Source organism: Lacticaseibacillus nasuensis JCM 17158, from assembly GCF_001434705.1.
In the GTDB taxonomy this organism is placed as follows: domain Bacteria; phylum Bacillota; class Bacilli; order Lactobacillales; family Lactobacillaceae; genus Lacticaseibacillus; species Lacticaseibacillus nasuensis.
Window position 1 is genome coordinate 1 of record NZ_AZDJ01000001.1, and the last position, 21623, is coordinate 21623.

A 21623-nucleotide genomic window follows, 5' to 3' on the forward strand; every position below is an offset into this window, starting at 1 on the left:
GATCTCCAAACAGCACTCGATAATGCTGAACAAGACAAAGGGACCACTGCGGCAATCACCGCGGCGACGAACGCGTTGACTCAAGCGGTCACAGCTGCCAACACGGTGGATGATGCAATCAAGAACGCCGCCACCACTGCCAGCCCATACAGCAAAGAACCAGATGTCGCAACGGCCTTAACCGTCATCGCGGCGTTAAAGCCAACCACCGCGACCGCGGACAAACAAGCGGCCATTGATGCGTTGACGCAGGCAATCAACACTGCGGCACCGCTACGTAAGACTGCTGACGATGACGCTACGACGACGTTGGCGAAAGTCACGCCTGAGCTGGCGCAAAACCCAGCCGTGCTTCAGGCCCAAAACGACCTGACCACAGCCCAAGCATCGGCGGTTGCGAACAACGGCACGACCGCGGCTATCACCGCGGCCACCCATGCCCTAGAAACAGCAATCGCTGCTGCCAACCAGGCTAAAGCTGCAGCCTCGACCGCATTGAACCAAGCGGCCGACCCGGTTAGCAACGAAGCACCGGTCAGCGCAGCGAAGACCAGTTTGGCCACAGCTTTAGCCGATCCGACGACGCCAAATGACCAGTTAAGCACTTTGGCAACGGCTTACACCAATGCCATTTCCACCGCTAAAGCGGCGCGGACCAGCGCCACCGATAACGGCGCGGCCACTGTCGCCAAGGCAACAACCGCTGGCGTCGCCGCCAACACCGATGTTGCCGCGGCTATCGCCAACTACACGACGGTGGTTGGCAAGGCGGACAACGCCGCAGCGACGACTGCCGAAGTTAATGCGGCTGCGCAAGCCGTGCAAGCCGCAATCGATGCCGCGACGCAAGCTAACACCGCGGCGAAGACGGCCCTGGCACAAGATGCTCAGCCCGTTGCCAACGAGGCGCCGGTAACGACCGCCAAGGCTGCACTGCAAGACCTGCTGGCCGATCCAGCCAGTGCCACGACTGCGATTAACGACGCCGTCACCAAGTACAACAACGCCATCAGCGCCGCCAAGACGGCCCGCGATACTGCCAAGACCACGGGAGATTCGACGGTCAGCCAGGCCACAACTGATGGGGTCAACCAGAATACCGACGTCGCCAAGACTATTGCTGCGTACAATGATGTGGTCAAGGCGGCCGATGCTGGCACGGCCACGACGGCGGCAGTCGCCACCGCGGCTCAAGCCGTGCAACAGGCCATCGCTGATGCGAACCAGGCGAATACCGCTGCGAAAACGGCGTTGGCCCAACCGGCCAGCCCGGTAGGTAATGAGCCCGCGCTCGCGGCAGTGAAGGCCAAGCTCCAAACCATTTTGGCCGAGCCGACGAGTTCAACCGATGAGATTACCACTGCCACGCAGGCCTACAACGCCGCCATCACCAAGGCAAAGGCTGACCGTGACGCCGCCGAAACGGCAGGCGATAATACGGTCGCCGGCGCGACAACTGCCGGGGTGGCCCAAGACGGTGACGTTGCCACCGCAATCAAGGCTTACCACGACACAGTCGCCGGCGCCGACGCCGAAACGAAGACGTCTGCCGAAGTGGCGGCCGCGGCCAAGGCGGTGCAAACCGCCATCGACGCAGCGACGGCGGCTCGGGCCGTGACCGTGCCAACCGCGCCGTATGCGCTGGATGATGCGGTGGCCAAGGCTCAAGCCGCGCGTGACGCGCTGCTTGCCGAGCCAACGAGCAGCACCACCGCGATTCAGCAGGCAACTGCCGCGTTGCAAGCCGCAGTGACCGCCGCGGCGAAAGCGCGCGCAACGGCGACCGCCACTGGCGCCGCTGCTGCCAAGCAGGCGACGACCAAGGGCGTGGCGCAAGAACCAACCGTAGCAAAAGCGTTGGCTCACTTCAAGGCTGTGCAAACTGCAGCCGCCAACAACGAAGCCAGCACCGCGGCGCTCCAAGCCGCAGCCGACGCGTTGCAAAATGCGGTGACCAACGCTGCCACGGCGCGCCAAGCTGCCATCAAGTCCGGCGATCAGCTGGCTGATGCGGCAAAGCGGGCCGGTAACGCCGCTGTGGCCGCGGCCATGGCGAAATACGAGCAGGTGAAGCGCGCTGCGGCCGCTGGCCAGGCGACCACCGCGCAGCTGCAAAGTGCCATCGCCGCGCTTAAGGCGGCGATGGCCAAGGCGGCAACGCCGGCGCCAACCAGCCAGCCAACGGCTCCGCAGAGTCAGGCCAACCTGCCAGCCGCCGGCGATGCCACGAGTCCTGCCGGGATGATCGGCGTCGCGGTCCTCAGCCTGTTTAGGCTGCTGGGTTACGCCAAGAAGCGGCGTGACGATACTGACTAGCCGCACCGAATGAACCAGTCAGTAAAAATCGATCCGGGTCACCCACGCGTTAGCGCCGGGCGGCCCGGATTTATTTTTGCCTCGAGTAGGCTTGACTGTCACGTCACGTGATAGTTTATACTCAGCATGTTGGTGAGGTGATTCGGCAGCCGAGCTTAGCTGTCACGTCACGGCACAATCATGGAAGGGGTAGGGACATGCTGAAAATCAGTGAAATGGCGAAGTTAGCCAACACGACGCGGCGCACGTTGATTTTCTACGATGAACAAGGCGTTTTTCAACCCGTGAAGAAAAGCGCCTCGGGTTATCGCTATTATGATTATAACCAGGTCTACGCGTTGCTGACCATCCTGGGGCTGCGCGACGTCGGGTTGTCGCTGGCGCAGATTAAGGCGATTCAAGCCGGCAGTCAGCAATCCCAGCCGGAGTTGCAACAAGCGCTAAGCAAAATCACCGGGCAACTCACGCAGCTTCAGCACATTCAGGCGATCTTGGCGCAACGCTTGGCGGCGCAAACCGCCGCGGCCCCGCCGCAGCCGTACCAACCGGTGGTCACGGCGTTACCGGCCGCCACGTATTGGTGTTCGCGCAAGGCGGTGGATTGCACAGAAGCAGAAATCGCCACGCTGTTCGCCGAGTTTTACCGGGAGCTCGGCGCCGCGGCGCTGTTAGACACCGAGACGTCCGGATTCATCACGGATTTGCCGGTGACCAATCCCGGCGGCTACATGGCCGCGTCGTTTCGCATTCTCAAGGCCACGACTCACCACGCAGACGAGCCGTATATTCCGCAGCTGGAACGGCCGGCGGGGCGGTACGTTCGTGTGTGGGTGGAAAATACGCAAGCCGGTATCGACCGCGGCCTGCGCGCGTTGCAGGCGTATTGCCAAGCGCAAGCGCTGCAGCCGCAACCGGTGCTGTGGCAGCTCAACGCCGGGGACGCCTTGGTCACGCATGGCGCCACGAAATTCGGCTGGTTGGCGTACGCGTTGGCGTAAGGCCAGCCTAGGGTTATCAATGAGGAGAAATTCACAGATGCAAGCAATTCAAATTAGTGAACCAGTGCCGGCCAGTGCCTTGAAGTCGGTGACGCTACCGACGCCGCAGCCGGTGGCCGGCCACGATGTCGTCCAGGTCAAAGCGTTTGGCGTCAACGAATCGGAGGTCACTAGCCGCAAGGGCGAATCGGATGGCGATTTTCACTATCCGCGGGTGCTTGGCATCGAAGGCGTCGGCGTGATCAGCGCCACGGCGCCGGACTCGCCGTACCAAGTTGGCCAGCAAGTGGCGATGATGATGGGCGGCCTCGGTCGCGCCATCGACGGCACCTATGCCGAGTATTGCCTGGTGCCGCACACCGCGATGATTCCGCTCAAGACTAACCTCGATTGGTCGCTGGTCGGCGCCTTGCCGGAAATGCTGCAAACCGCGTATGGCTCGCTGCACGTCGGCTTGAATCTGCAAGCCGGCGAAAGCGTGCTGGTGCGCGGCGGCTCGTCGACAGTTGGGTTGATGAGCATCGCGTTAGGCAAAATGCTTGGCGCCACAGTGTTTGCCACGACGCGCAAGCCGGCAAAAGTCGCTAAGCTCAAAGCGCTCGGCGCCGCGCGGGTCTTGATCGATGACGGTAAGCTCGCCGCCCAGCTGCCGGCGGGCGTCGACAAGGCGCTTGAGCTGGTGGGCACCACGACGCTGTTTGACACGTTTGCCACGGTGCGGGCAGGCGGGCGCGTTTGCTTCACCGGCGGCCTCGCCGGTGGCTGGGAAATTGATCACTTCTCGCCGTTCATGATTCCCTCAGGCAAAACGCTGACCAGTTACGCCGGGGAGGCCCGTGACCTGCCGGCCGAGCTATTCGACCGGGTGCTGAAGGCAGTCGCGGCGCACGAACTTGAGGTGCCGGTTGCCAAGGTGTACCACGGCCTCGAGCAGGTCGGCGAAGCGCAGACGAACCTCGAGTCCGGCCACTTTGTCGGCAAGCACGTGGTGGTGCTAGCCAATTAATAGAAGAATCGGCAAAGGCCCGCGCCAATAATTTATCGGCGCGGGCCTTTGCGTTGGCCATATTTACTGATTGTTGGCTGCTTGCCGCTTGGCTATCACCACGGCACTCAGCAGGATCACGACGGCCAGCCCCAGCAAACCGAGAAAATCGGCGCGGCTGCCGCTGATGGTGGCGGCCATGGGCTTGCTGTGCAAGGCACGCGCGGCAATCACCGCGGCCATCAGGCTAGTGCCCAGCGACCCGGCGAATTGCTGCATCATGCTAAACATCGCGTTTTGATCGGCTTTTTGCGGGCCGGTCACCTGCAGGCTGGCGTCGGATACCGCGGTGCCAAAGCCGGTGTTAAACCCGATGCGCAACAGGGTGTACAACAAGGCAATCAGGCCGACGGTGAGGTGGCCGGTGAAGCCGGCAAATAGCGCCATGGCGGCCCCGGCGAGGCTGGCGCTGAGAATCAACAGCGGCGCGGCGCCGATGCGGTCATAACTCCGCCCGGCCAATGGCGCGACGATGGCCCCGATCAGCGCCCCGGGCAGCATCATCAGCCCCGCGCTCATCGGGCTGGCGCCGAGCACGTCTTGCACGTATAGCGGCAAGACGAAGGACAGGCCAATGTTGATGAATTGCAGGCCAAAATATTGCAACAGCCGCTGGCGGACGACGGCGTTGCCGAGAATTCGGTAGTCGAACAGGCGCCGCCGGCCGTGCCGGGCATACCAGGCCATCACCAAGATCAAGACCACGGCGCCGGCGAGCAGCGCGCCAAACTGGCCGCTGAGCCAACCATGCGTGCCGGCCATGTTGGCGGTGAGCACGAGGCTGCCGAAAGTTACGGCCAACAACGCTAGTCCTAAGCCGTCGAAGGCCTGGCCGCGGGTACCCAAGGCCGGCCCGTGAATCGCATACGCGCCGATCAGCGTGGCAATCAGCAACAGCGGCAACACGCCGACGAAAATCGCGCGCCACGACCACAGGCTGGTGACGATGCCGCCATACGTGGGTCCTAGCGCCGGCGCCAGCGAAATGATGATGCTGGCAAACCCGGTATACAACCCGAGTTTATTCAGCGGCGCGCGGGTGAACACCAATTGAAACATTAACGGCGTCGAAAGTCCGGTGGCGACGGCTTGCAGCAGCCGCCCAAGCAGCAGCAGCGCAAAATTCGGCGCCAACATTGCCACCAGCGTGCCCAGCAGGCTCATGCTGGCGGCAAAGAAAAACAGCGCGCGAAAGCTGAAGCGTTTGAGCACGAAGGCCGTGGCGCTCATGACGATGGTGACTAACAAAAGGTAGGCCGTCGTCAGCCACTGCACGGTGGCGAGGCTGACGTGTAGCGTGGCAATCAAGGTGGGAAACGTGACGTTCATCGACGTTTCCACCAAGATGCCGATAAACGATAGAAGGCCGGCCGCTAAAATGGCCAGCTGGCTTTGGCGAGACAGTGTTGGTTCTGGCATAACAGAAACCACCTTTAGTGAGATTGTGGGGTTGCACTGAGTGATGCCATCTAGGTGCGACGATCACAATCCTCAGGCGAACACGTTCAGTTTACCGCAGAATCTCCCGCCGGCAAAAATTCGCCCGGGGCATGATGGGTGGCGGTCATACCAGTACAACCACCTTGCCAAAACTGTCTGGCGCGTCCAGCGCCGCTTGGGCCGCGGCGGTGTCCGCCAAGGTGAAGGTTTTGCGGGGCGCGACAGCCAGGTGATGCGCGTCGATGAGCGCCAGCAAGTCCTGCACCTTGGCCTCACTCACGCCTTCGGAGCGAAAGGCGGTGAGGTAGCCGCCAGTGGGCAAGGCGCTAATCGGATAAAAATCCGCCGACCACACGCCGCCAAGCTCGCCGGTGACGCAACAAATCCCGCCTGGCCGCAGGACCCGTAGCGAATCTGTCAGGGTCGCCGGGCCCACCAGCTCGAGGATTTTGTCGGCGATTGGCGCCTGGGCCTGCAGCTTTCCGGCGACATCGGCGACCACACTGGCGACGCCTACGGTCTGCAGTGAAGCGGTTTTGGCCAGGTTGCGGGTGCTGCCGATGACCTCGTGGACGCCGAGGGCATTAGCCAGTTTGGCCGCCGCCACGCCGACGCCGCTGGTGGCGCCGCGAATGAGGAGATCGTCTTGCGCGGTGAGGCGCAGGTTGACCAACGAGCCGTACGCCGTGAACCAGGTTTCCGGCACCGCGGCCAGCTCCGCCCAACTTAATTTGGTCGTCACGGGATAGAGTTGCGCGTTTGGAATCAGCGCGTATTCGGCGTAGCTGCCGTCGAACTCGCGGCCCAGCCCGCCCATCAGCGAAATGGCGCGCCGGCCCACCGGCAAGCGCGCGGGATCGGTGGTGTCGGCGATGACGCCGACGCCTTCGATGCCGAGAATTCGCGGCAGGTGCACGCTGGGCGACCAGCCGTTGCGCGTAAAGATCTCGGAGCGGTTGATGCCAAAGCCCTTAATCTTTAGCAGCGACCAGCCGGGTTTAACGGTTGGGGTGGGGACGTCTTCATAGGACAACGCGGACGCGTCGCCGGGGTGGTGCAACACAATTGCTTTCATCATGACCTCCTGCAGGTGCTGAATAAAGTCTAGTGCTAACGATTGTGCGCTGCAACCTCCTCGCGCCAAACCCGAATGGGCCATTTTGCTCTGGCCCAACGGATGACGGCCAACAAAAGTGAGCCGTCAGAACTGTTCATCAATGGCGGACACTGGGACGTAAATCGTGAACAAAAACCGGTTATGCCCAGGGTGTTCTTTAACGCTTAAACCGCGAATAAATGCCGGTCCATCAAGACTTAGCGGCGTTCCTAGCAAAAAAGTTGGCGCGCTGAGTGCGCGCCAAGTGGACAGTTACCGGTCAAGCGGGTGTATTCAACTTTTAACAGCGCGTCAAACAGCTAAAAAGCGACCTTGCGCCCATGTCCCCCAAGCGCCAGCGGCCGAAAAGAACACCCTGGGCATAAATCGCAAATATGCAAGATTTCGCCGAAGGTTAAATGATTATGCAAGCTCCCGACAATTACCCCTGATTAGCCCGTTACCGAACGCGCACAGCCTGTGCGCGCCAGATTTTTCGTCACGGCGTCGCGCTGCCCCATTTGCTTAATCGGTGCTTGGCTGCGGCAGTTTTGCGCCGCGGGGCTTGGCTCTGCAAACCAGCCAAGGCGGCGAGCACAAAGCGCGTCACCCATTCTAGATGCACGTCGGGTGGTGGGTCGCCCACATTGATAAACGTGATGCGCGTTTGCTCGGCGGCTAACGCGCCTTCGATTACCGCCACCAACCCGATGCCGTCGCCAGGCACCAGCCACGTGACGCCGGCATCGAGTTCCGCGCCGGTTTTAGCGCTGAGCTGATCGAATCTGGCCTGCCAATCGGTGCGCAGGCGCGCCGATAACGCCGGCAAAATGACCGGGTACAACGCGGCGCGCAGGTGGTGGAAGGCCGGCTCGTCGCGAATGTAGCGAATCAGCAGCTGGCGAATTTTGTCTTCATTGTATGGCACCATCGCCTTGACCAGCGCGCTGCACCATCTTTCATATTCCGTCCACCACACCGCGATTAACAATTCGGCCTTGCTGTGGACGACACGCAACAAGGCGCGGCGGTTGAGGCCGGTGAGCTGCTCCAGCGCCTTGAAGGTCAACGCGGCGGCGGGCTGTTCCTTCAAAAACGCCAGCGTGGCGGCGTCGATCATGGTGCGGCGCTGGCTGCGCAAGGCAGAGGTGAGGGCGATGCTTCCGGGTGTGCGCATTACGCCACCTCCTTTTTTCGCCAGCATACGCAGAAGCGCAAAAATTTGCAACGAATAAGGTGCGTTGACCAGGCCCGGCGCGGGGCGTATCGTGGCGGTAGAAGAATTGGAGGCAAAATTGTGAGCAAGGACCCAGAATATGACCGGATGCTCGCCGGCGAGTTGTACATTACCGACCGCATTCAACAGGCCAACCGCGAGTGGCCGGGCAAGCGCCTGGTGCAGCGCATCAACCAACTGCCGGCAGACGATTTGGCCGGCATCATCGCCTTGGAGCAGAAGCTGTTCGCCGGCACCCACCCGGATTTATACGTGCAGCCGCCGTTTGAGGTGGATTACGGCAAGCACATCAAGATTGGCAACCATTTTTACTGCAACGCCAACGCCATGTTTCTCGACACGAATTGGATCACCATCGGCGACAATGTGAAAATCGGGCCGCGCGTCAATCTCCTAACGGCGGGGCACCCAATCGACGCGGCAACGCGGGTGAGCCTGCTGGAATTCGCCAAGCCCATCGTCATCGGCAACAACACCTGGCTCGGCGGCAACGTCACCGTGCTGCCCGGCGTGACTATCGGCAACAACGTCGTCATCGGCGCCGGCGCGGTGGTCACCCACGACATTCCCGATAACGTCGTGGCGGTGGGCAATCCCGCCCGCGTGCTGCGCGAAATCGGCGAAGCGGACCGGGCGCGCTGGCAACAGGAAGCTGAGGAGTATTGGGCGTGGCGGGAAGACTCGGCAACCCCCGCTACCACTGACAATCCGCACCAGTAACCAGGGTGACTTGACAATTCATTGTTGAGTCACCTTTTTGCTTGCAATTTTCTAATCACCCGTTATAATTGGCGAGGATACTAAACTTAATGTTTAGTTTAACGTAACCGACTAAAGGGGGGTGGCGCCGTGGATATTGGCAGTAAGCTACGCGACTTACGCATTCGCAAGAACTTGACGCAAGAGGAGCTCGGGGAGCGCGTCGACTTGACCAAGGGCTACATTTCGCAGCTCGAGCACAACCAAAGTTCGCCGTCGATGGAGACGTTTTTCGACTTGTTGAACGTGTTGGGTCAAAGCCCGGCGGAGTTCTTCACCGAAGAGCGCAGGCCGCAGCTAGTGTATCCGGTGGCGGATCAAACCGAGTTCACCGACGCCGAGCGCGGCTACACCCTGCGCTGGCTGGTGCCGGAAAGCAACGAGAACGAAATGGAGCCGGTGTGTATCGACTTCGCGCCAGGCGGCAGCTTCAAGACTTTTGAGCCCAGTCCCGCCGAGACCTTCATCTTCGTGGTGAAAGGGGCGGTGGCGCTGGTGCTCGGCACCACGCGCCACGAGGCCAAGGCCGGGGAAACGATTTATTTTCACGCCAATCAACAACACCAGATCGTCAACGCGGCCAAGGGCGCCAGTCGGGTCATTCTGGTGGCGACGGCATCATACTTATAATCGGGGGAAAATGGACACATGACTGAACCGATCATTGAATTGCAACACGTCAGCAAGCGCTACGGCGACACCGTGGTGCTCAAGGATATTAATATCGAGCTGGAGCGCGGCAAGTTTTACACGCTGCTCGGGCCGTCGGGGAGCGGCAAAACCACCATCTTGCGCGCCATCGCCGGTTTTTTAGACGTCTCCGAAGGCACCATCATGTTCGACGGCAAGAAAATCAACGACGTGCCGGCCAACATGCGCAAGGTCAACACGGTATTCCAAGACTACGCGCTGTTTCCGCACATGAATGTCTTCGACAACGTGGCGTATGGCCTGCAGATTCAAAAGCTCAAGAAGGCCGAAGTGCAAACTCGCGTCGAAGCGGCGCTGAAAATGGTGCGGCTGGCGGGCTACGCGGACCGCGAAATCTCCGAGTTGTCCGGCGGCCAGCAGCAGCGCGTCGCCATCGCCCGGGCCATCGTGCTCGAGCCGGCGGTGTTGCTGCTAGACGAGCCGCTGTCTGCGCTAGACGCCAAGCTGCGCAAGGACATGCAATACGAACTGCGCGAATTGCAGGAGCGGCTGGGCATCACCTTTTTATTCGTGACCCACGACCAGGAGGAAGCCTTGGCCTTGTCCGACGAAATCTTCGTCATGAACGACGGCGAGGTTCAGCAATCCGGCACGCCGGTGGATATTTATGATGAGCCGATCAACCATTTTGTGGCCGACTTCATCGGGGAAAGCAACATCGTGGCCGGCCACATGCTCAAGGACTTCTTAGTGGAATTCAACGGCCAGGCCTTCGAGTGTGCCGACGCGGGGATGCGGCCCAACGAACCAGTCGAAGTCGTGCTGCGGCCGGAGGATCTGGACATCACCACCATCGGCAATGGCAAGGTCAGCGTCAAGGTGGACACCCAGCTGTTCCGCGGGGATTATTACGAAATCGTCGCCTATGATTCGGCGCAAAACGAGTGGCTGATTCACTCGACGAACCCGGCCAAGGACGGCGACACGGTGGGCCTGACCTTTGACGCCGAGGATATTCACGTCATGCGGCTGAACGAATCCGAGGAGGACTTCGACGCGCGGTTGGAAAGCTACGAGGACGACTAATGGCGAAGAAATCATCTGGGACCAACGCGCTGTTTTACACCCCGTATGTGTTGTGGCTGGGGTTGTTTGTCATTGCGCCGCTGGCATTAATTGTTTACCAATCGTTTTTTGACATCAGCGGGCACCTGACGCTGGCCAATTATCAAACGTATTTTAGCTCCGGGACCTACATCCTGATGACGGTGAATTCCGTGTGGTATGCCTTCATTATCACCGTCGTCACGTTGTTGATTTCCTATCCCGCCGCGTATGTGCTGCACTACGCCAAGCACAAGCAGCTGTGGCTATTGCTGATTATTCTGCCGACCTGGATCAACCTGCTGCTGAAGGCCTACGCCTTCATCGGCATCTTCAGCCAAGACGGCGGGGTGAACACCTTCTTGGGGTTCTTTGGCATCGCGCCACAACAATTCCTGTTCACCGATTTTAGTTTTATCTTTGTGGCGGCGTATATCGAAATTCCGTTCATGATCCTGCCGATTTTTAATGGCATCGAGGAGCTGGACGAAAGCTTCGTCAACGCGTCGCGTGACCTCGGCGCCACGGGCTGGCAAACCTTCACGAAAGTCATCCTGCCGCTGACCATGAGCGGCGTGAAGGCCGGGGTGCAGGCGGTGTTCATTCCTAGCCTGAGCCTCTTCATGCTGACCCGCCTGATCGGAGGCAATCGCGTTATCACGCTGGGCACGGCCATCGAGGAACACTTCCTGGTGACGATGAACTGGGGGATGGGGTCGACCATCGGCGTCGTGTTGATCGTCGCGATGGTGATCATCATGTTCCTCACGGGTGAACGGAAGAAACGGGGGAGCTTACGATGAAAACGCGCAAATGGGGCAGCCTGTACCTGGTCCTGGTCTTCATTATCTTGTACGTGCCCATCATTTATTTAATTGCCTATTCCTTCTCGGCCGGTGACACCATGGCCAACTTCCACGGCTTCACCTGGCGGCATTACGCCGACTTATTCGCCGACACGCGGATGATTCAAATCGTCATCGATACGCTGTTATTGGCGCTGTTATCGAGCCTCATCGCCACGATGATCGGCACGCTTGGCGCCTTGGGCATCCACCGCACCAGCCGGCCGGTGGTGAAAAACACGATTCTCAGCCTGAACAACATCTTAATGGTCAGCCCCGACGTCATCATCGGCGCCAGCTTCCTGATTTTCTACACGGCGCTGAAGATTCCCCTCGGGTTCGGCTCCGTGTTGCTCAGCCACATCGCGTTTTCCATTCCGATTGTCGTGTTGATGGTGTTGCCCAAGCTGCAGGAAATGCGGCAGACGATGCTCGACGCGGCGCGCGACCTCGGCAGCAGCAACGCCCAGGTGCTCAGCCGGGTGATCATGCCCTTCATCGCGCCGGGGATTCTCAGCGGCTTCTTCATGGCCTTCACCTATTCGCTGGACGATTTTGCCGTGACCTTTTTCGTCACTGGCAATGGCTTCCAGACGCTGGCCGTGGAAATCTACGCCCGCGCCCGGCAAGGGATTAATCTGGAAATCAACGCGTTGTCTGGCGTGATGTTTGTCTTCGCGCTGCTGCTGGTGGTGGGGTATTATTTCATCCAGCAAGGCAGCGCGCGGCGCAAGGCCAGTCACAAGGCGGAAAGCGAGGCGAAGTTGAATGAAGCGGCTCATTAGCATGGCCATCGCAATTCTCGCCGTGGTGTTGGGGCTAGCGGCATGGTCCAACCACCTGCAGCAAACCCAAGGCGCCACCGGCGATAACACGCTAAACCTGTACAACTGGGGCGACTACATCGACCCGGCCTTAATCACTAAGTTTGAAAAGCAAACCGGCTATCACGTCAACGTCGAGACCTTCGATTCCAACGAAGCCATGTACACCAAGATTCAGCAAGGCGGCACCAGCTACGACCTGGCCGTGCCCAGCGAGTACATGATCGAGAAGATGAAAAAGGCCAACATGCTGATTCCGCTGGACAAGTCTAAGCTCACCGGGATGAACAACTTCGGTAAGAGCTTCTTGAACCAGCCCTTTGATCCCGGCAACAAGTACAGCATCCCGTATTTCTGGGGGACGCTGGGGATCATTTATAACGACAAGTTCGTCAAGCCCGGCGCCATTCAGCACTGGGACGACTTGTGGTCGCCGAAGTACCGCAACGACATCATGCTGGTAGATTCCGCCCGCGACATCCTCGGGTTTTCCCTGGTCAGCCTCGGCAAGTCGATGAACACCACTGACGCGCCGACGCTGCAGGCGGCCAAGGCCAAGCTCGATCAGCTGTCGCCGAATGTCAAAGCCGTCGTCGCCGATGAAATCAAGATGTACATGGCCGACAACGAAGCCGCCATCGCCGTCGATTGGTCCGGCGAAGCCAGCGAAATGATGAGCAACAACTCGCACTTGCATTATGTCGTGCCGAGCGAAGGCAGTAACTTGTGGTTCGATAACCTCGTCATTCCCAAGACCGCCAAGCACTTCAAGGCCATCTACGCCTTTTTGAACTTCATGAATAATCCGAAAAACGCGGCGCAAAACACCGATTACGTCGGCTACGCCACGCCAAACGACAAGGCCAAGGCCTTGTTGCCAAAGTCCGTGCGCAACGACAAGCAGTTCTACCCGCTGCAAAGCGTCGTCGACAAGTCCGAAGTCTATAAGGACCTCGCGCCGAAAACGGTTGGGCTCTACAATGATTTGTTTTTGGAATTTAAGATGTTTAGAAACTGAGCGTGTTGACGCGTGACCAGGAGCACCGAACTGCCGGAAATGGCGGGTTGGTGCTCTTTTTGTGACCAAAGATTTCGCCAAATATTCCCCACATTCCCTCGCTTTGCGCTCTCACCAGCCTAAAATTCTACTAAATATCACACTTTGATTGAAAAATGGGTGGAACTAGTCACTTCTGACAGCACGTTTTTCGCTAAGGCATGCTACAATGTTTGAGTACCGGTTGGTTGGGTGGAGTGGCCCGGCTGCCGGCAAATTCAATCATGCGATTGATCCGTGGCAGCTGGCACGGCGTTGGGGGATGCCGCGCCAGCAGGTGGCCGTGGTGCAAAAGGAGTAGACATGAGCAACCGGGTTCGAGACGATATTTTTCTTTCCGCATCTTCGTATGACCGCTATGATCTCTACCAGCGGATCCAAGCGGCCAGTACGGTGCAATTATCCACGGCGCAGTGGTTGGCGGGTTACCGTAACCATAGCTTAGCCGTGTCCGAGATTAATCTGCGGCAACTGGCGGCCAACGCCGGGCGGAATTACGGCAGTATTTATAATATGTACAACGACCTTGTGGCGTTGTTGAAAACGCTGGTGCCAGACGAAGAGGGTCCGGCGGCGCAACTGTTTAACGTGCCGGCGGGGCGGGTGCGGTTTGCGCTGGTCGAGCAGGGGAATCCTTACGCGTTTTTGCAGGCCGTCTTGGCGCAAACCTACGATAGCTCGGATGATTTCTTGGCCGCGCAGGCGACGTCGAAGGTGACGATGCTGCGCCACCTCAAGCCGCTGCGCGCGCTGTCCAGCGCCGTGGGGGTGCGGCTACATTACGAGGGGATGAGCATCACCGGCGACGAGCGCCGCGTGCGGATTTTATTGACGCTGGCGTTTTGGCTGGCGACGGATGGTGCGGTGTGGCCGTTCACGCTGGATCGCGACACGGTGGTGCGGGCAGCGGACATGATTTTTGATACGTTTGATGTCTCTGCCGTTAATCCGGTGAGCCGCGAAGTGGCCGCGTATTACTTGGCCGTGGCGGTGCAACGGATTCGCCAGGGGCATTGCGTCGATTACCAAGCCGAAGAGCAGGTGCTGAATTATCCGGTGCCGAATCTGTACGCGGAGTTATCGCGCCAGTTTGGCGGCGACTTGCCGCTGCCGAAGCTGACGGAGGAAACCCAGCTGGGCGAATCGGCCTACGCGTATTTCCTGACCAACTTTGCGCCGATGTTTGTGACCCCGGAGTCGACGGCGGCCGCGGATGTCTTGGCCCGTTTTGGCCGCTACAACCCGGAGCTGTCGCAGCTGGTCACCGACTTTTTGGACAAGCTGCCATCGCCGATGTTTGACGCGCAACACCTGCCGGCCAGCGCCCGGGCGATTTTATTGGCCAACCTGTTGGCCATCACCGTGAGCACCTTGACCTTTGGTGTCGACCTAGGTGCCTTGTTGGCCGGGGCGTTTAGTCAAACCGTGGCGGCCGCACCGGAGGATCCGGACCTGCGGCGCAAGGTGCAACAGACGCTGGAAAACGTCGTCGCCACCAGCCCGCTGACCCACCAATTTGCCCCGCTGATTCCGGTGCTGACGCAAAGCTTCTATGATAACTTGCGCCAGCTCACCTTGCGCTACCAGCCGAAGCAAACGGTTAAAGTCTTGCCGCTGATGGAGCAAACGGCGCTGGGGTACGTCGACTTGTACACGTTTTTGCTGATGCAGCCGTTTGTCACGGTGTTGCCGCCGGATTCACCAATCGAATCCGCCGACGTCGTGATTCAAGCCGCGTCGGTGCCGGTGTCACCCGAGCAGCTTGGTAACGCGGTTTTCTTCCAGTGGCACCTGAACGCCAGCAGCGATTTGTTCGGCCGGCTGTTTGCCTTGTTGCGCCAGCTGTGGTTAGACCAAATCGAGGAGGCGTAAGATGACGCAAGGATTAGGCCTGTCCGGGGCGGTGACGTTGATTTCGCACTTTGTCTTCATCATGATCAGCTTCCGCCTGTTGACCGCGGTGCGGTTCGACAAGTTCCTGCGGCCGAATCACGTGCGGGAAAGTCAGTTGTTGATGGTGTTCATCGCCATCGCGCTGGGATATTTGGTCAGCGAGTTCTTCTTGTCGCTGATCAGCTCGGCGCGGGCCTTGCCGCTGTTGTTGCGCTAGTACCGCAAAGTTTGCGATTGCGTTAAACTATTTTTCTGAAAATCATTTTGTTGGCCGAGCCGCGCGACTCGGCCTTTTTGCGGCCCCGGCGCGGTTCGCGAAGGCGTAGGCTCTATGCTATAATTCATTCTTGAGTACAAATAAGGGAGACTATCATGGCGAAAGATATCGGAATCGACTTGGGCACGGCGAATGTCCTCATTAACGTCAAAGGCAAGGGCATCGTGCTCAACGAGCCATCCGTGGTGGCGGTGGACACGCATAGCGGCAAGGTGCTGGCGGTGGGCACGGAAGCTTACAAAATGGTCGGCCGCACGCCGGGTAACATCAAATCGATTCGGCCGCTGAAAGATGGCGTCATCGCCGATTTCGACATCACCGAGGCGATGCTGGAATACTTCATCAACAAGCTGAACGTGAAGGGTGCCTTTTCCAAGCCGAACATCTTGATCTGCGCGCCGACCAACGTCACCAGCATCGAGCAAAAGGCGATCATCCAAGCCGCGGAGAAATCCGGGGGCAAGCGCGTCTACCTCGAATTTGAGCCGAAGGTCGCCGCAGTTGGCGCCGGTCTGGATATTTTTCAACCGCAAGGCAACATGGTCATCGATATCGGCGGCGGCACGTCGGATGTTGCGGTGCTGTCGATGGGCGAAATCGTCACCAGCCGCTCGCTGCGCCTGGCCGGCGACAAGATGGACGCGGCGATTGCCAGCTACGTCAAGAATAAGCACAAGTTGTTGATTGGTGAGCACACCGCCGAGCAGATCAAGATCCAAATCGGCGCGGTGTACGAAGCCGACCCGGAGAAAACCATCGAGGTCCGCGGCCGAGACATCGCCACCGGCTTGCCGCGCGAGGTCACCGTTAGCGCCAGCGAAGTCGCCGAGGCCTTGCACGACCCGATGATGCAAATCGTCGCCGCCGCCAAGGACGTCTTGGAACAAACGCCGCCGGAACTCTCCGCGGACATTATCGACCGCGGCATCATGCTGACCGGTGGCGGCGCGCTCTTGCGCGGCATCAGCAAGTTGTTTGCCCACGAGTTGAAGGTGCCGGTGCTGTTGGCCGACGATCCGCTGGACGCCGTGGCGCTGGGCACCGGCGTGTTGCTGGATAATATCGCCCACCACAAGCAGTATTAATCGGAGGTGCGCCGTGAGTTCACAATATGCCTGGCGCGTGGTGCGCAAAGTCCTGCTGTGGCTGGTCATCGCCCTGATTGCCGTGATGATCGGCGCGATGATCGGCTACGGCATCGGCGGCGGCGACCCGCTGAAGGTGTTCCTGCCGAGCACCTGGGGTCACATCGCCGACTTTTTGAAATAGAGGTTCGGTCATGAAAACCGTATTGATTTGGCTCGTGCGCGGGTATCAGCGGTTTATTTCGCCGCTCTTGCCGCCGAGCTGTCGCTATTACCCGACGTGTTCGAGTTACATGCTGACGGCGCTGCAGAAGTTTGGTTTTGTGCGCGGCTTCTTGATGGGGAGCGCGCGGATTTTGCGGTGCAACCCGTTTGTCCGCGGCGGCATCGACAAGGTGCCGGATCACTTCTCGCTGCGGCGCAATCCGGAATCATAAAGGAGTAACTATGGCAAAAGACCAGAAAATCACCGTGAACCAAAACGACGTGACCAGAAACGGCCACACCGTGTCCGTGCTCACGGTGGGCAAATACGAAATTGGCTACATCGAGGAAGTGGACGCGAAGTTCATCGCGTATCTGAATGGCAGCAGTCAGCCGAACCACTTCAAGACCATGGATGACGCCGTCGATTTCTTGATCAGCGATTATCACCTGCACCACTAAGCAGGTGGATTGGAGGGTGCATTTTGCATTCAGAAAAATCAGGTGACCGCGTCGACTACGGGATTATTTTATCGGTGATGCTGCTGGCGTTGATCGGCATGGTCGCCATTTACCTGGCGGTGCAACACGACACGTCGAGCACCGTCGGCACGCCGGGGCACGCAATGATGATGCAGGCGGTGTGGTATGTCATCGGCGGCATCGGGATTTTCTTCGTCATGCGCTTTGACGGCGAGCAGCTGTGGCGCATCGCCCCGGCGTTGTATAGTCTCGGCTTGGTGCTATTGTTTGTCGTGTTGTTCGGGTATGACCGCACCGTCGCGTATAAAACCGGCGCGAAAAGCTGGTTCAGCCTCGGCAGCTTCACCTTTCAGCCTTCCGAGGTGATGAAGCCCGCCTACATCTTGATGCTCGGCCGCGTCGTCACCAACCACAACGCCGAGTGTCCGCACACTACCGGCAACGACTGGCGGCTGATCGGCACGATGTTGCTGTGGACGGCGCCAGTGATTCTGTTGCTGCAGGCGCAAAACGACTTCGGGACCAGCCTGGTGTTCCTGGCAATTTTCGCCGGGGTCTTGTTGGTGTCCGGCGTGACCTGGAAGATTATCGCGCCGATTGCCGTCGCCGCGGCGGGAGTCGGCACCACCGCCATCATGTTGGTGACGCAAACCTGGGGTCGCCACCTGCTGGAACACATCGGCTTTAAGGCTTATCAGTTTTCCCGCATCGACGCGTGGTTGAATCCGTCGGCATCGACTTCCGACACCAGTTTTCAGCTGTGGCAATCGATGAAGGCCATCGGGTCCGGCCAGCTGTCCGGGCGCGGGTTTGGCGGCATCAAGGTGACCGTGCCCGTGCGCGAGTCCGACATGATCTTCTCGGTTATCGGTGAGGCGTTTGGCTTCATCGGCTGCGCCGTGGTGATCTTGTTGTACTTCTTGCTGATTTACCAGATGATTCGCGTTGTGTTCGACACGAAAAACGAATTCTACGCCTATGTCGCCACCGGTGTCATCATGATGATCCTGTTTCACGTCTTTGAAAACATCGGCATGAACATCGGGCTGTTGCCACTGACCGGGATTCCGTTGCCGTTTATTTCTCAAGGCGGGTCGTTCCTGTTGGCCAACATGTTATCGGTGGGGATGGTGCTGTCGATGCGGTACCACTACACGACCTACATGTTCAGCCGCGAGGACGAAGGCTTTGCGTCGCGTTAAGCGAAAAATGGCAAGAATCTCATTTTTCCGCTTGACAATGGGCGGCGTTGTCGGTAATCTTAGGTCAATTCATTGAACAAACGAACGATGTGAGAGAGTAAATCGCGTGCGCCTGAACAGAAAACCTGGTGGGCTGAGAGCAGGGCAGGCAGCGCGGTCGAAGATGGCTCACGGATCGGTGCACCGAACCTGCGGGTAAGGCTGCAATGGCTGCCAACCATTATCTTGGACACGGGTTGATGGACCCGTTACTGAGGGCGCCTTGTGCGCCGAATTAGAATGGTACCGCGGGCAACCGCTTCTAACGTTGTTAGAAGCGGTTTTTTGTTTGCTCACGCCGTCAGTATCGAAGTTGAAGGAGGAGACACAATATGAAATTTTGGCAAAAATTGGCAACGGTCGCGTTGGTGGCCGTGCCCGTATTGACCCTCGCTGCGTGCGGCAACAAAACTAGCGACAGCAAGGACAAGGTCGTCAAGGTCGGCATCATGAGCAACGACAAGGAAATCTGGCAAGACATTCAGACTCGCCTGAAGAAACAAAATGTCCAAATCAAGCTGGTGGAATTCACCGATTACAACCGGCCCAACCAGGCGCTGGAAGACGGCGACATCCAGCTGAACTCGTTTCAACACCACGCCTTTTTGAACGAATGGAACAAGGCGCATGGCGATCACATCGTCAGCATCGGCAACACCTACATCGGCCCGATGCGCGCGTACTCCGATTCGATCAAGTCGCTGAAGGAATTGAAGAAAGGCGACACGGTGTCCGTGCCGAATGACGCCTCTAACGAAGGGCGCGCCTTGCTGTTGCTCCAGCAAAACGGCTTGATTACGATCAAGGCCGGCGTCGCCAACCCAACGATTCGCGACATCAAGACGAACAAGTTGAACCTGAAGTTTACCGAGCTCGACGCGGCGCAAACCGCCCGCAGCCTGAAGGACGTTGATGCCGCCATCGTCAACAACGACATCGCCGCGGCCGCCAAGCTGGTGCCAAAAGACGCCATCGCCACCGAGAAAATCACCAAGGCCTCCAAGCCGTGGATCAACTTCATCGCCGCCAAGTCCAAGGCCGACGCCAAGAACAAGACCTACCAGAAAATCGTCAAGGCCTACCAAACCAAGCGCACCGCCACGCTGTTGAACAAGTACTACAAGGGCTCCACGGTACCGGCTTGGGACTACAAGTTTTAATCAATCAGAGAAGTGAGGCAAATCATGGCAGAATCCGTCATTACATTGAAGCAAGTCGACGTGAATTTCGTCGAGAAAAAACGGAGCGTGCACGCCGTCGATCACGTCGACCTGACCGTTAACCGCGGCGACATTTATGGGATCGTCGGCTACTCCGGCGCCGGCAAGTCCACCTTGGTGCGCACCATCAACTTGTTGCAGCGCCCAACTAGCGGCGCCGTCACGGTGTTGGGCCAAGACATGCTGGCGTTAACGCCCAAGCAATTGCGCCTGGAGCGCCGCCGGATCGGCATGATTTTTCAGCACTTCAACTTGATGAACAGCCGCACCATCGCCGACAACATCGCCTTTCCGTTGCGCGGCCGCAAAAGCAAGGCCGAGATTGCCAAAAAGGTGGCCGACTTGCTCGACCTCGTCGGCTTGGCCGACCGCGCCGGCGCCTATCCCGCCGAATTGTCCGGCGGGCAAAAACAGCGCGTCGGCATCGCCCGCGCCTTGGCCTCGGATCCCGAGATCCTGATTTCCGATGAGGCGACCAGCGCCTTGGATCCGAAAACCACCAGCGCAATTCTCGACTTGCTGCAGTCGTTGAACGAGAAACTCGGGTTGACCATCGTGTTGATCACCCACGAAATGGAAGCCGTCAAGCAGATTTGTAACCGCGTGGCGGTGATGGACGAAGGGCGCATCATCGAGCGCGGCGACTTGCTACAGATTTTCGCCCAGCCGCAACAGCAGCTGACCAAGGACTTCATCGATACCACCATCCAACTCGACGCCGCGCTGAAAAGCGTCGTCGCCCAGCCGGCGGTGCAAAACCTCAAGCCCACCGATCGCCTGGTGCGCCTGACCTATGTCGGCGACAGCACCGACCAGCCGCTGGTGGCCACTTTGTACAAGGAATATAACGTCGTGGCCAACATCTTGTTCGGCGACATTCAGATTCTGCAAGGCACGCCGTTTGGTAACTTGATCATCGTGTTGTCCGGCGCGCCGGCGGATCTCGATCGCACCTTCGCCTACCTGAAGGCCAACGATGTCACCGTGCAACCCATTGACCCAAAGGAGGTGGCCAACTCATGAGTTGGATCGAAAAGTTTTTCCCTAACGTCGTGCCGATTTGGACCGGCGATAACGGGGTGGTGCAAGCCATCCAACAAACACTGTACATGACCCTAGTCACCGCCGTGTGCGCCGGCATCTTGGGCCTGATCATCGGCATCTTGTTGGTGCTCACCGACCAACACGGCCTGTTGCAAAACGACCCGGTGTACTTTATCCTCGATAAACTCGTGAATATTTTCCGGGCCGTGCCGTTTATTATTTTGCTCGCCGTGATGACGCCGTTCACCCGCGCGATTGTCGGCACCGGTATCGGCCCGACCGCCGCGTTGGTGCCGCTGGTCGCCGGCGTCACGCCGTTTTATGCCCGGCAGGTGCAAAATGCGTTGCTCACCGTGGACCCCGGCGTGATTGAAGCGGCCGAATCGATGGGGATTTCGCCGCTGGGCATCACCTTCCGCGTGTACCTGCGCGAAGGCTTGTCCGAATTGATCCGCGTGTCCGTGCTCACCATCATCTCCGCCATCGGCCTCACCGCCATGGCCGGGGCGGTTGGCGGCGGCGGCCTGGGGAACCTGGCCATCGCGGTCGGCTACCAGCGCTACCAAAACGACGTGGTGTGGGTCGCCTTGATCTTCATCCTCGTGCTGGTTTTCCTCGTGCAGTTTATCGGGGACCTGCTGGCGCGCAAGACGCATCATTAACTTCACGCAAAACGGCTGGTTGCTTCGGCAGCCAGCCGTTTTCATTATGGTATGCTAAACAAGCGAGTGAGCGGTTACAATTCCTGTTTGCCGCACACAATTGCTTGCCGTACAATGAATGTAACGAAACGGAGGAATGGCT

At 58.9% G+C, this 21623-nt stretch carries 22 protein-coding genes; 19 read left to right on the top strand and 3 right to left on the bottom strand.

All coding sequences use genetic code 11. The annotated features are described in order from the left end of the window. From FD02_RS11230 to FD02_RS00015, 3 genes are all read left to right on the top strand, one after another. The coding region (locus FD02_RS11230) for a hypothetical protein (protein WP_162255558.1) at positions 1–2316 on the top strand (2316 nt) is incomplete at its 5' end. Positions 2317–2513: 197 nt separating this feature from the next. Next, entirely contained in the window at positions 2514–3314 is an 801-nt protein-coding gene (locus FD02_RS00010) for a MerR family transcriptional regulator (protein ID WP_056949781.1), read from the top strand. Positions 3315–3351: 37 nt separating this feature from the next. Continuing rightward, complete coding sequence (locus tag FD02_RS00015) at positions 3352–4320, top strand: zinc-binding dehydrogenase (protein ID WP_056949782.1); 969 nt, start codon at positions 3352–3354, stop codon at positions 4318–4320. Between the two features lie 63 nt (positions 4321–4383). On the opposite strand, the gene FD02_RS00020 is transcribed toward FD02_RS00015, so the two are convergent. The 3 genes from FD02_RS00020 to FD02_RS00030 form a co-directional block, all read right to left on the bottom strand. After that, positions 4384–5778, bottom strand: a complete 1395-nt coding sequence (locus FD02_RS00020) for an MFS transporter (RefSeq protein WP_056949783.1) — start codon at positions 5776–5778, stop codon at positions 4384–4386. Between the two features lie 145 nt (positions 5779–5923). Beyond that, entirely contained in the window at positions 5924–6874 is a 951-nt protein-coding gene (locus FD02_RS00025; RefSeq protein WP_056949784.1) for a zinc-binding dehydrogenase, read from the bottom strand. A gap of 520 nt (positions 6875–7394) precedes the next feature. Then, positions 7395–8072 carry a TetR/AcrR family transcriptional regulator gene (locus FD02_RS00030; protein WP_054723032.1) on the bottom strand — a complete coding sequence of 226 codons (678 nt, stop codon included), beginning with the start codon at positions 8070–8072 and terminating at the stop codon, positions 7395–7397. 147 nt (positions 8073–8219) lie between these two features. On the opposite strand from FD02_RS00030, the gene FD02_RS00035 reads away from it, so the two are divergent. From FD02_RS00035 to FD02_RS00110, 16 genes are all read left to right on the top strand, one after another. Then, complete coding sequence (locus tag FD02_RS00035) at positions 8220–8852, top strand: sugar O-acetyltransferase (protein WP_054723051.1); 633 nt, start codon at positions 8220–8222, stop codon at positions 8850–8852. 129 nt (positions 8853–8981) lie between these two features. After that, positions 8982–9521 carry a helix-turn-helix domain-containing protein gene (locus tag FD02_RS00040; protein ID WP_056949785.1) on the top strand — a complete coding sequence of 180 codons (540 nt, stop codon included), beginning with the start codon at positions 8982–8984 and terminating at the stop codon, positions 9519–9521. An 18-nt stretch (positions 9522–9539) separates the two neighbouring features. Beyond that, the gene (locus FD02_RS00045; RefSeq protein ID WP_056949786.1) at positions 9540–10628 is read left to right on the top strand and encodes an ABC transporter ATP-binding protein; all 1089 of its coding nucleotides are present in this window, start codon (positions 9540–9542) and stop codon (positions 10626–10628) included. Then, positions 10628–11449 carry an ABC transporter permease gene (locus FD02_RS00050; protein WP_056949787.1) on the top strand — a complete coding sequence of 274 codons (822 nt, stop codon included), beginning with the start codon at positions 10628–10630 and terminating at the stop codon, positions 11447–11449. The genes FD02_RS00045 and FD02_RS00050 overlap by 1 nt, the downstream gene beginning before the upstream one ends. Next, a complete protein-coding gene (locus FD02_RS00055; RefSeq protein WP_056949788.1) occupies positions 11446–12276 on the top strand; it encodes an ABC transporter permease in 831 nt (276 codons plus the stop codon). The genes FD02_RS00050 and FD02_RS00055 overlap by 4 nt, the downstream gene beginning before the upstream one ends. Then, on the top strand, positions 12260–13333 hold the full coding sequence (locus FD02_RS00060; protein ID WP_056949789.1) for an ABC transporter substrate-binding protein: 1074 nt from the start codon (positions 12260–12262) through the stop codon (positions 13331–13333). The genes FD02_RS00055 and FD02_RS00060 overlap by 17 nt, the downstream gene beginning before the upstream one ends. A 342-nt stretch (positions 13334–13675) precedes the next feature. Then, a complete protein-coding gene (locus FD02_RS00065; protein ID WP_054723034.1) occupies positions 13676–15244 on the top strand; it encodes a helix-turn-helix domain-containing protein in 1569 nt (522 codons plus the stop codon). A gap of 1 nt (position 15245) precedes the next feature. After that, positions 15246–15482, top strand: a complete 237-nt coding sequence (locus tag FD02_RS00070) for a DUF1146 family protein (protein ID WP_054723035.1) — start codon at positions 15246–15248, stop codon at positions 15480–15482. Positions 15483–15637: 155 nt separating this feature from the next. After that, positions 15638–16627 carry a rod shape-determining protein gene (gene mreB / locus FD02_RS00075; RefSeq protein WP_054723037.1) on the top strand — a complete coding sequence of 330 codons (990 nt, stop codon included), beginning with the start codon at positions 15638–15640 and terminating at the stop codon, positions 16625–16627. Positions 16628–16640: 13 nt separating this feature from the next. Continuing rightward, positions 16641–16811, top strand: coding sequence for a DNA-directed RNA polymerase subunit beta (locus tag FD02_RS00080; protein WP_054723039.1), 171 nt, complete (start codon positions 16641–16643; stop codon positions 16809–16811). A gap of 10 nt (positions 16812–16821) precedes the next feature. Then, on the top strand, positions 16822–17064 hold the full coding sequence (gene yidD, locus FD02_RS00085; protein ID WP_054723041.1) for a membrane protein insertion efficiency factor YidD: 243 nt from the start codon (positions 16822–16824) through the stop codon (positions 17062–17064). A gap of 10 nt (positions 17065–17074) precedes the next feature. Then, positions 17075–17293 carry a DUF2969 domain-containing protein gene (locus FD02_RS00090; protein WP_054723043.1) on the top strand — a complete coding sequence of 73 codons (219 nt, stop codon included), beginning with the start codon at positions 17075–17077 and terminating at the stop codon, positions 17291–17293. 77 nt (positions 17294–17370) lie between these two features. Next, the gene (locus FD02_RS00095) at positions 17371–18516 is read left to right on the top strand and encodes an FtsW/RodA/SpoVE family cell cycle protein (protein ID WP_082603258.1); all 1146 of its coding nucleotides are present in this window, start codon (positions 17371–17373) and stop codon (positions 18514–18516) included. A gap of 371 nt (positions 18517–18887) precedes the next feature. After that, positions 18888–19715: a MetQ/NlpA family ABC transporter substrate-binding protein gene (locus FD02_RS00100; protein ID WP_054723045.1), complete on the top strand. Its 828-nt coding sequence runs from the start codon at positions 18888–18890 to the stop codon at positions 19713–19715. Positions 19716–19736: 21 nt separating this feature from the next. Then, on the top strand, positions 19737–20798 hold the full coding sequence (locus FD02_RS00105) for a methionine ABC transporter ATP-binding protein (protein ID WP_156408200.1): 1062 nt from the start codon (positions 19737–19739) through the stop codon (positions 20796–20798). Then, positions 20795–21481: a methionine ABC transporter permease gene (locus FD02_RS00110; protein WP_054723047.1), complete on the top strand. Its 687-nt coding sequence runs from the start codon at positions 20795–20797 to the stop codon at positions 21479–21481. The genes FD02_RS00105 and FD02_RS00110 overlap by 4 nt, the downstream gene beginning before the upstream one ends. Positions 21482–21623 lie beyond the last annotated feature (142 nt).

Bases quoted from the DNA above. Each gene is read 5' to 3' on its own strand.
- FD02_RS00060 (WP_056949789.1), top strand. From the start codon at position 12,260: ATGAAGCGGCTCATTAGCATGGCCATCGCAATTCTCGCCGTGGTGTTG.
- FD02_RS00090 (WP_054723043.1), top strand. From the start codon at position 17,075: ATGGCAAAAGACCAGAAAATCACCGTGAACCAAAACGACGTGACCAGA.
- FD02_RS00095 (WP_082603258.1), top strand. From the start codon at position 17,371: ATGCTGCTGGCGTTGATCGGCATGGTCGCCATTTACCTGGCGGTGCAA.
- FD02_RS00030 (WP_054723032.1), bottom strand. From the start codon at position 8,072: ATGCGCACACCCGGAAGCATCGCCCTCACCTCTGCCTTGCGCAGCCAG.
- FD02_RS00035 (WP_054723051.1), top strand. From the start codon at position 8,220: ATGCTCGCCGGCGAGTTGTACATTACCGACCGCATTCAACAGGCCAAC.
- mreB (WP_054723037.1), top strand. From the start codon at position 15,638: ATGGCGAAAGATATCGGAATCGACTTGGGCACGGCGAATGTCCTCATT.
- FD02_RS00010 (WP_056949781.1), top strand. From the start codon at position 2,514: ATGCTGAAAATCAGTGAAATGGCGAAGTTAGCCAACACGACGCGGCGC.
- FD02_RS00055 (WP_056949788.1), top strand. From the start codon at position 11,446: ATGAAAACGCGCAAATGGGGCAGCCTGTACCTGGTCCTGGTCTTCATT.
- FD02_RS00045 (WP_056949786.1), top strand. From the start codon at position 9,540: ATGACTGAACCGATCATTGAATTGCAACACGTCAGCAAGCGCTACGGC.
- yidD (WP_054723041.1), top strand. From the start codon at position 16,822: ATGAAAACCGTATTGATTTGGCTCGTGCGCGGGTATCAGCGGTTTATT.
- FD02_RS00110 (WP_054723047.1), top strand. From the start codon at position 20,795: ATGAGTTGGATCGAAAAGTTTTTCCCTAACGTCGTGCCGATTTGGACC.
- FD02_RS00020 (WP_056949783.1), bottom strand. From the start codon at position 5,778: ATGCCAGAACCAACACTGTCTCGCCAAAGCCAGCTGGCCATTTTAGCG.
- FD02_RS00100 (WP_054723045.1), top strand. From the start codon at position 18,888: ATGAAATTTTGGCAAAAATTGGCAACGGTCGCGTTGGTGGCCGTGCCC.
- FD02_RS00050 (WP_056949787.1), top strand. From the start codon at position 10,628: ATGGCGAAGAAATCATCTGGGACCAACGCGCTGTTTTACACCCCGTAT.
- FD02_RS00025 (WP_056949784.1), bottom strand. From the start codon at position 6,874: ATGAAAGCAATTGTGTTGCACCACCCCGGCGACGCGTCCGCGTTGTCC.
- FD02_RS00070 (WP_054723035.1), top strand. From the start codon at position 15,246: ATGACGCAAGGATTAGGCCTGTCCGGGGCGGTGACGTTGATTTCGCAC.
- FD02_RS00065 (WP_054723034.1), top strand. From the start codon at position 13,676: ATGAGCAACCGGGTTCGAGACGATATTTTTCTTTCCGCATCTTCGTAT.
- FD02_RS00015 (WP_056949782.1), top strand. From the start codon at position 3,352: ATGCAAGCAATTCAAATTAGTGAACCAGTGCCGGCCAGTGCCTTGAAG.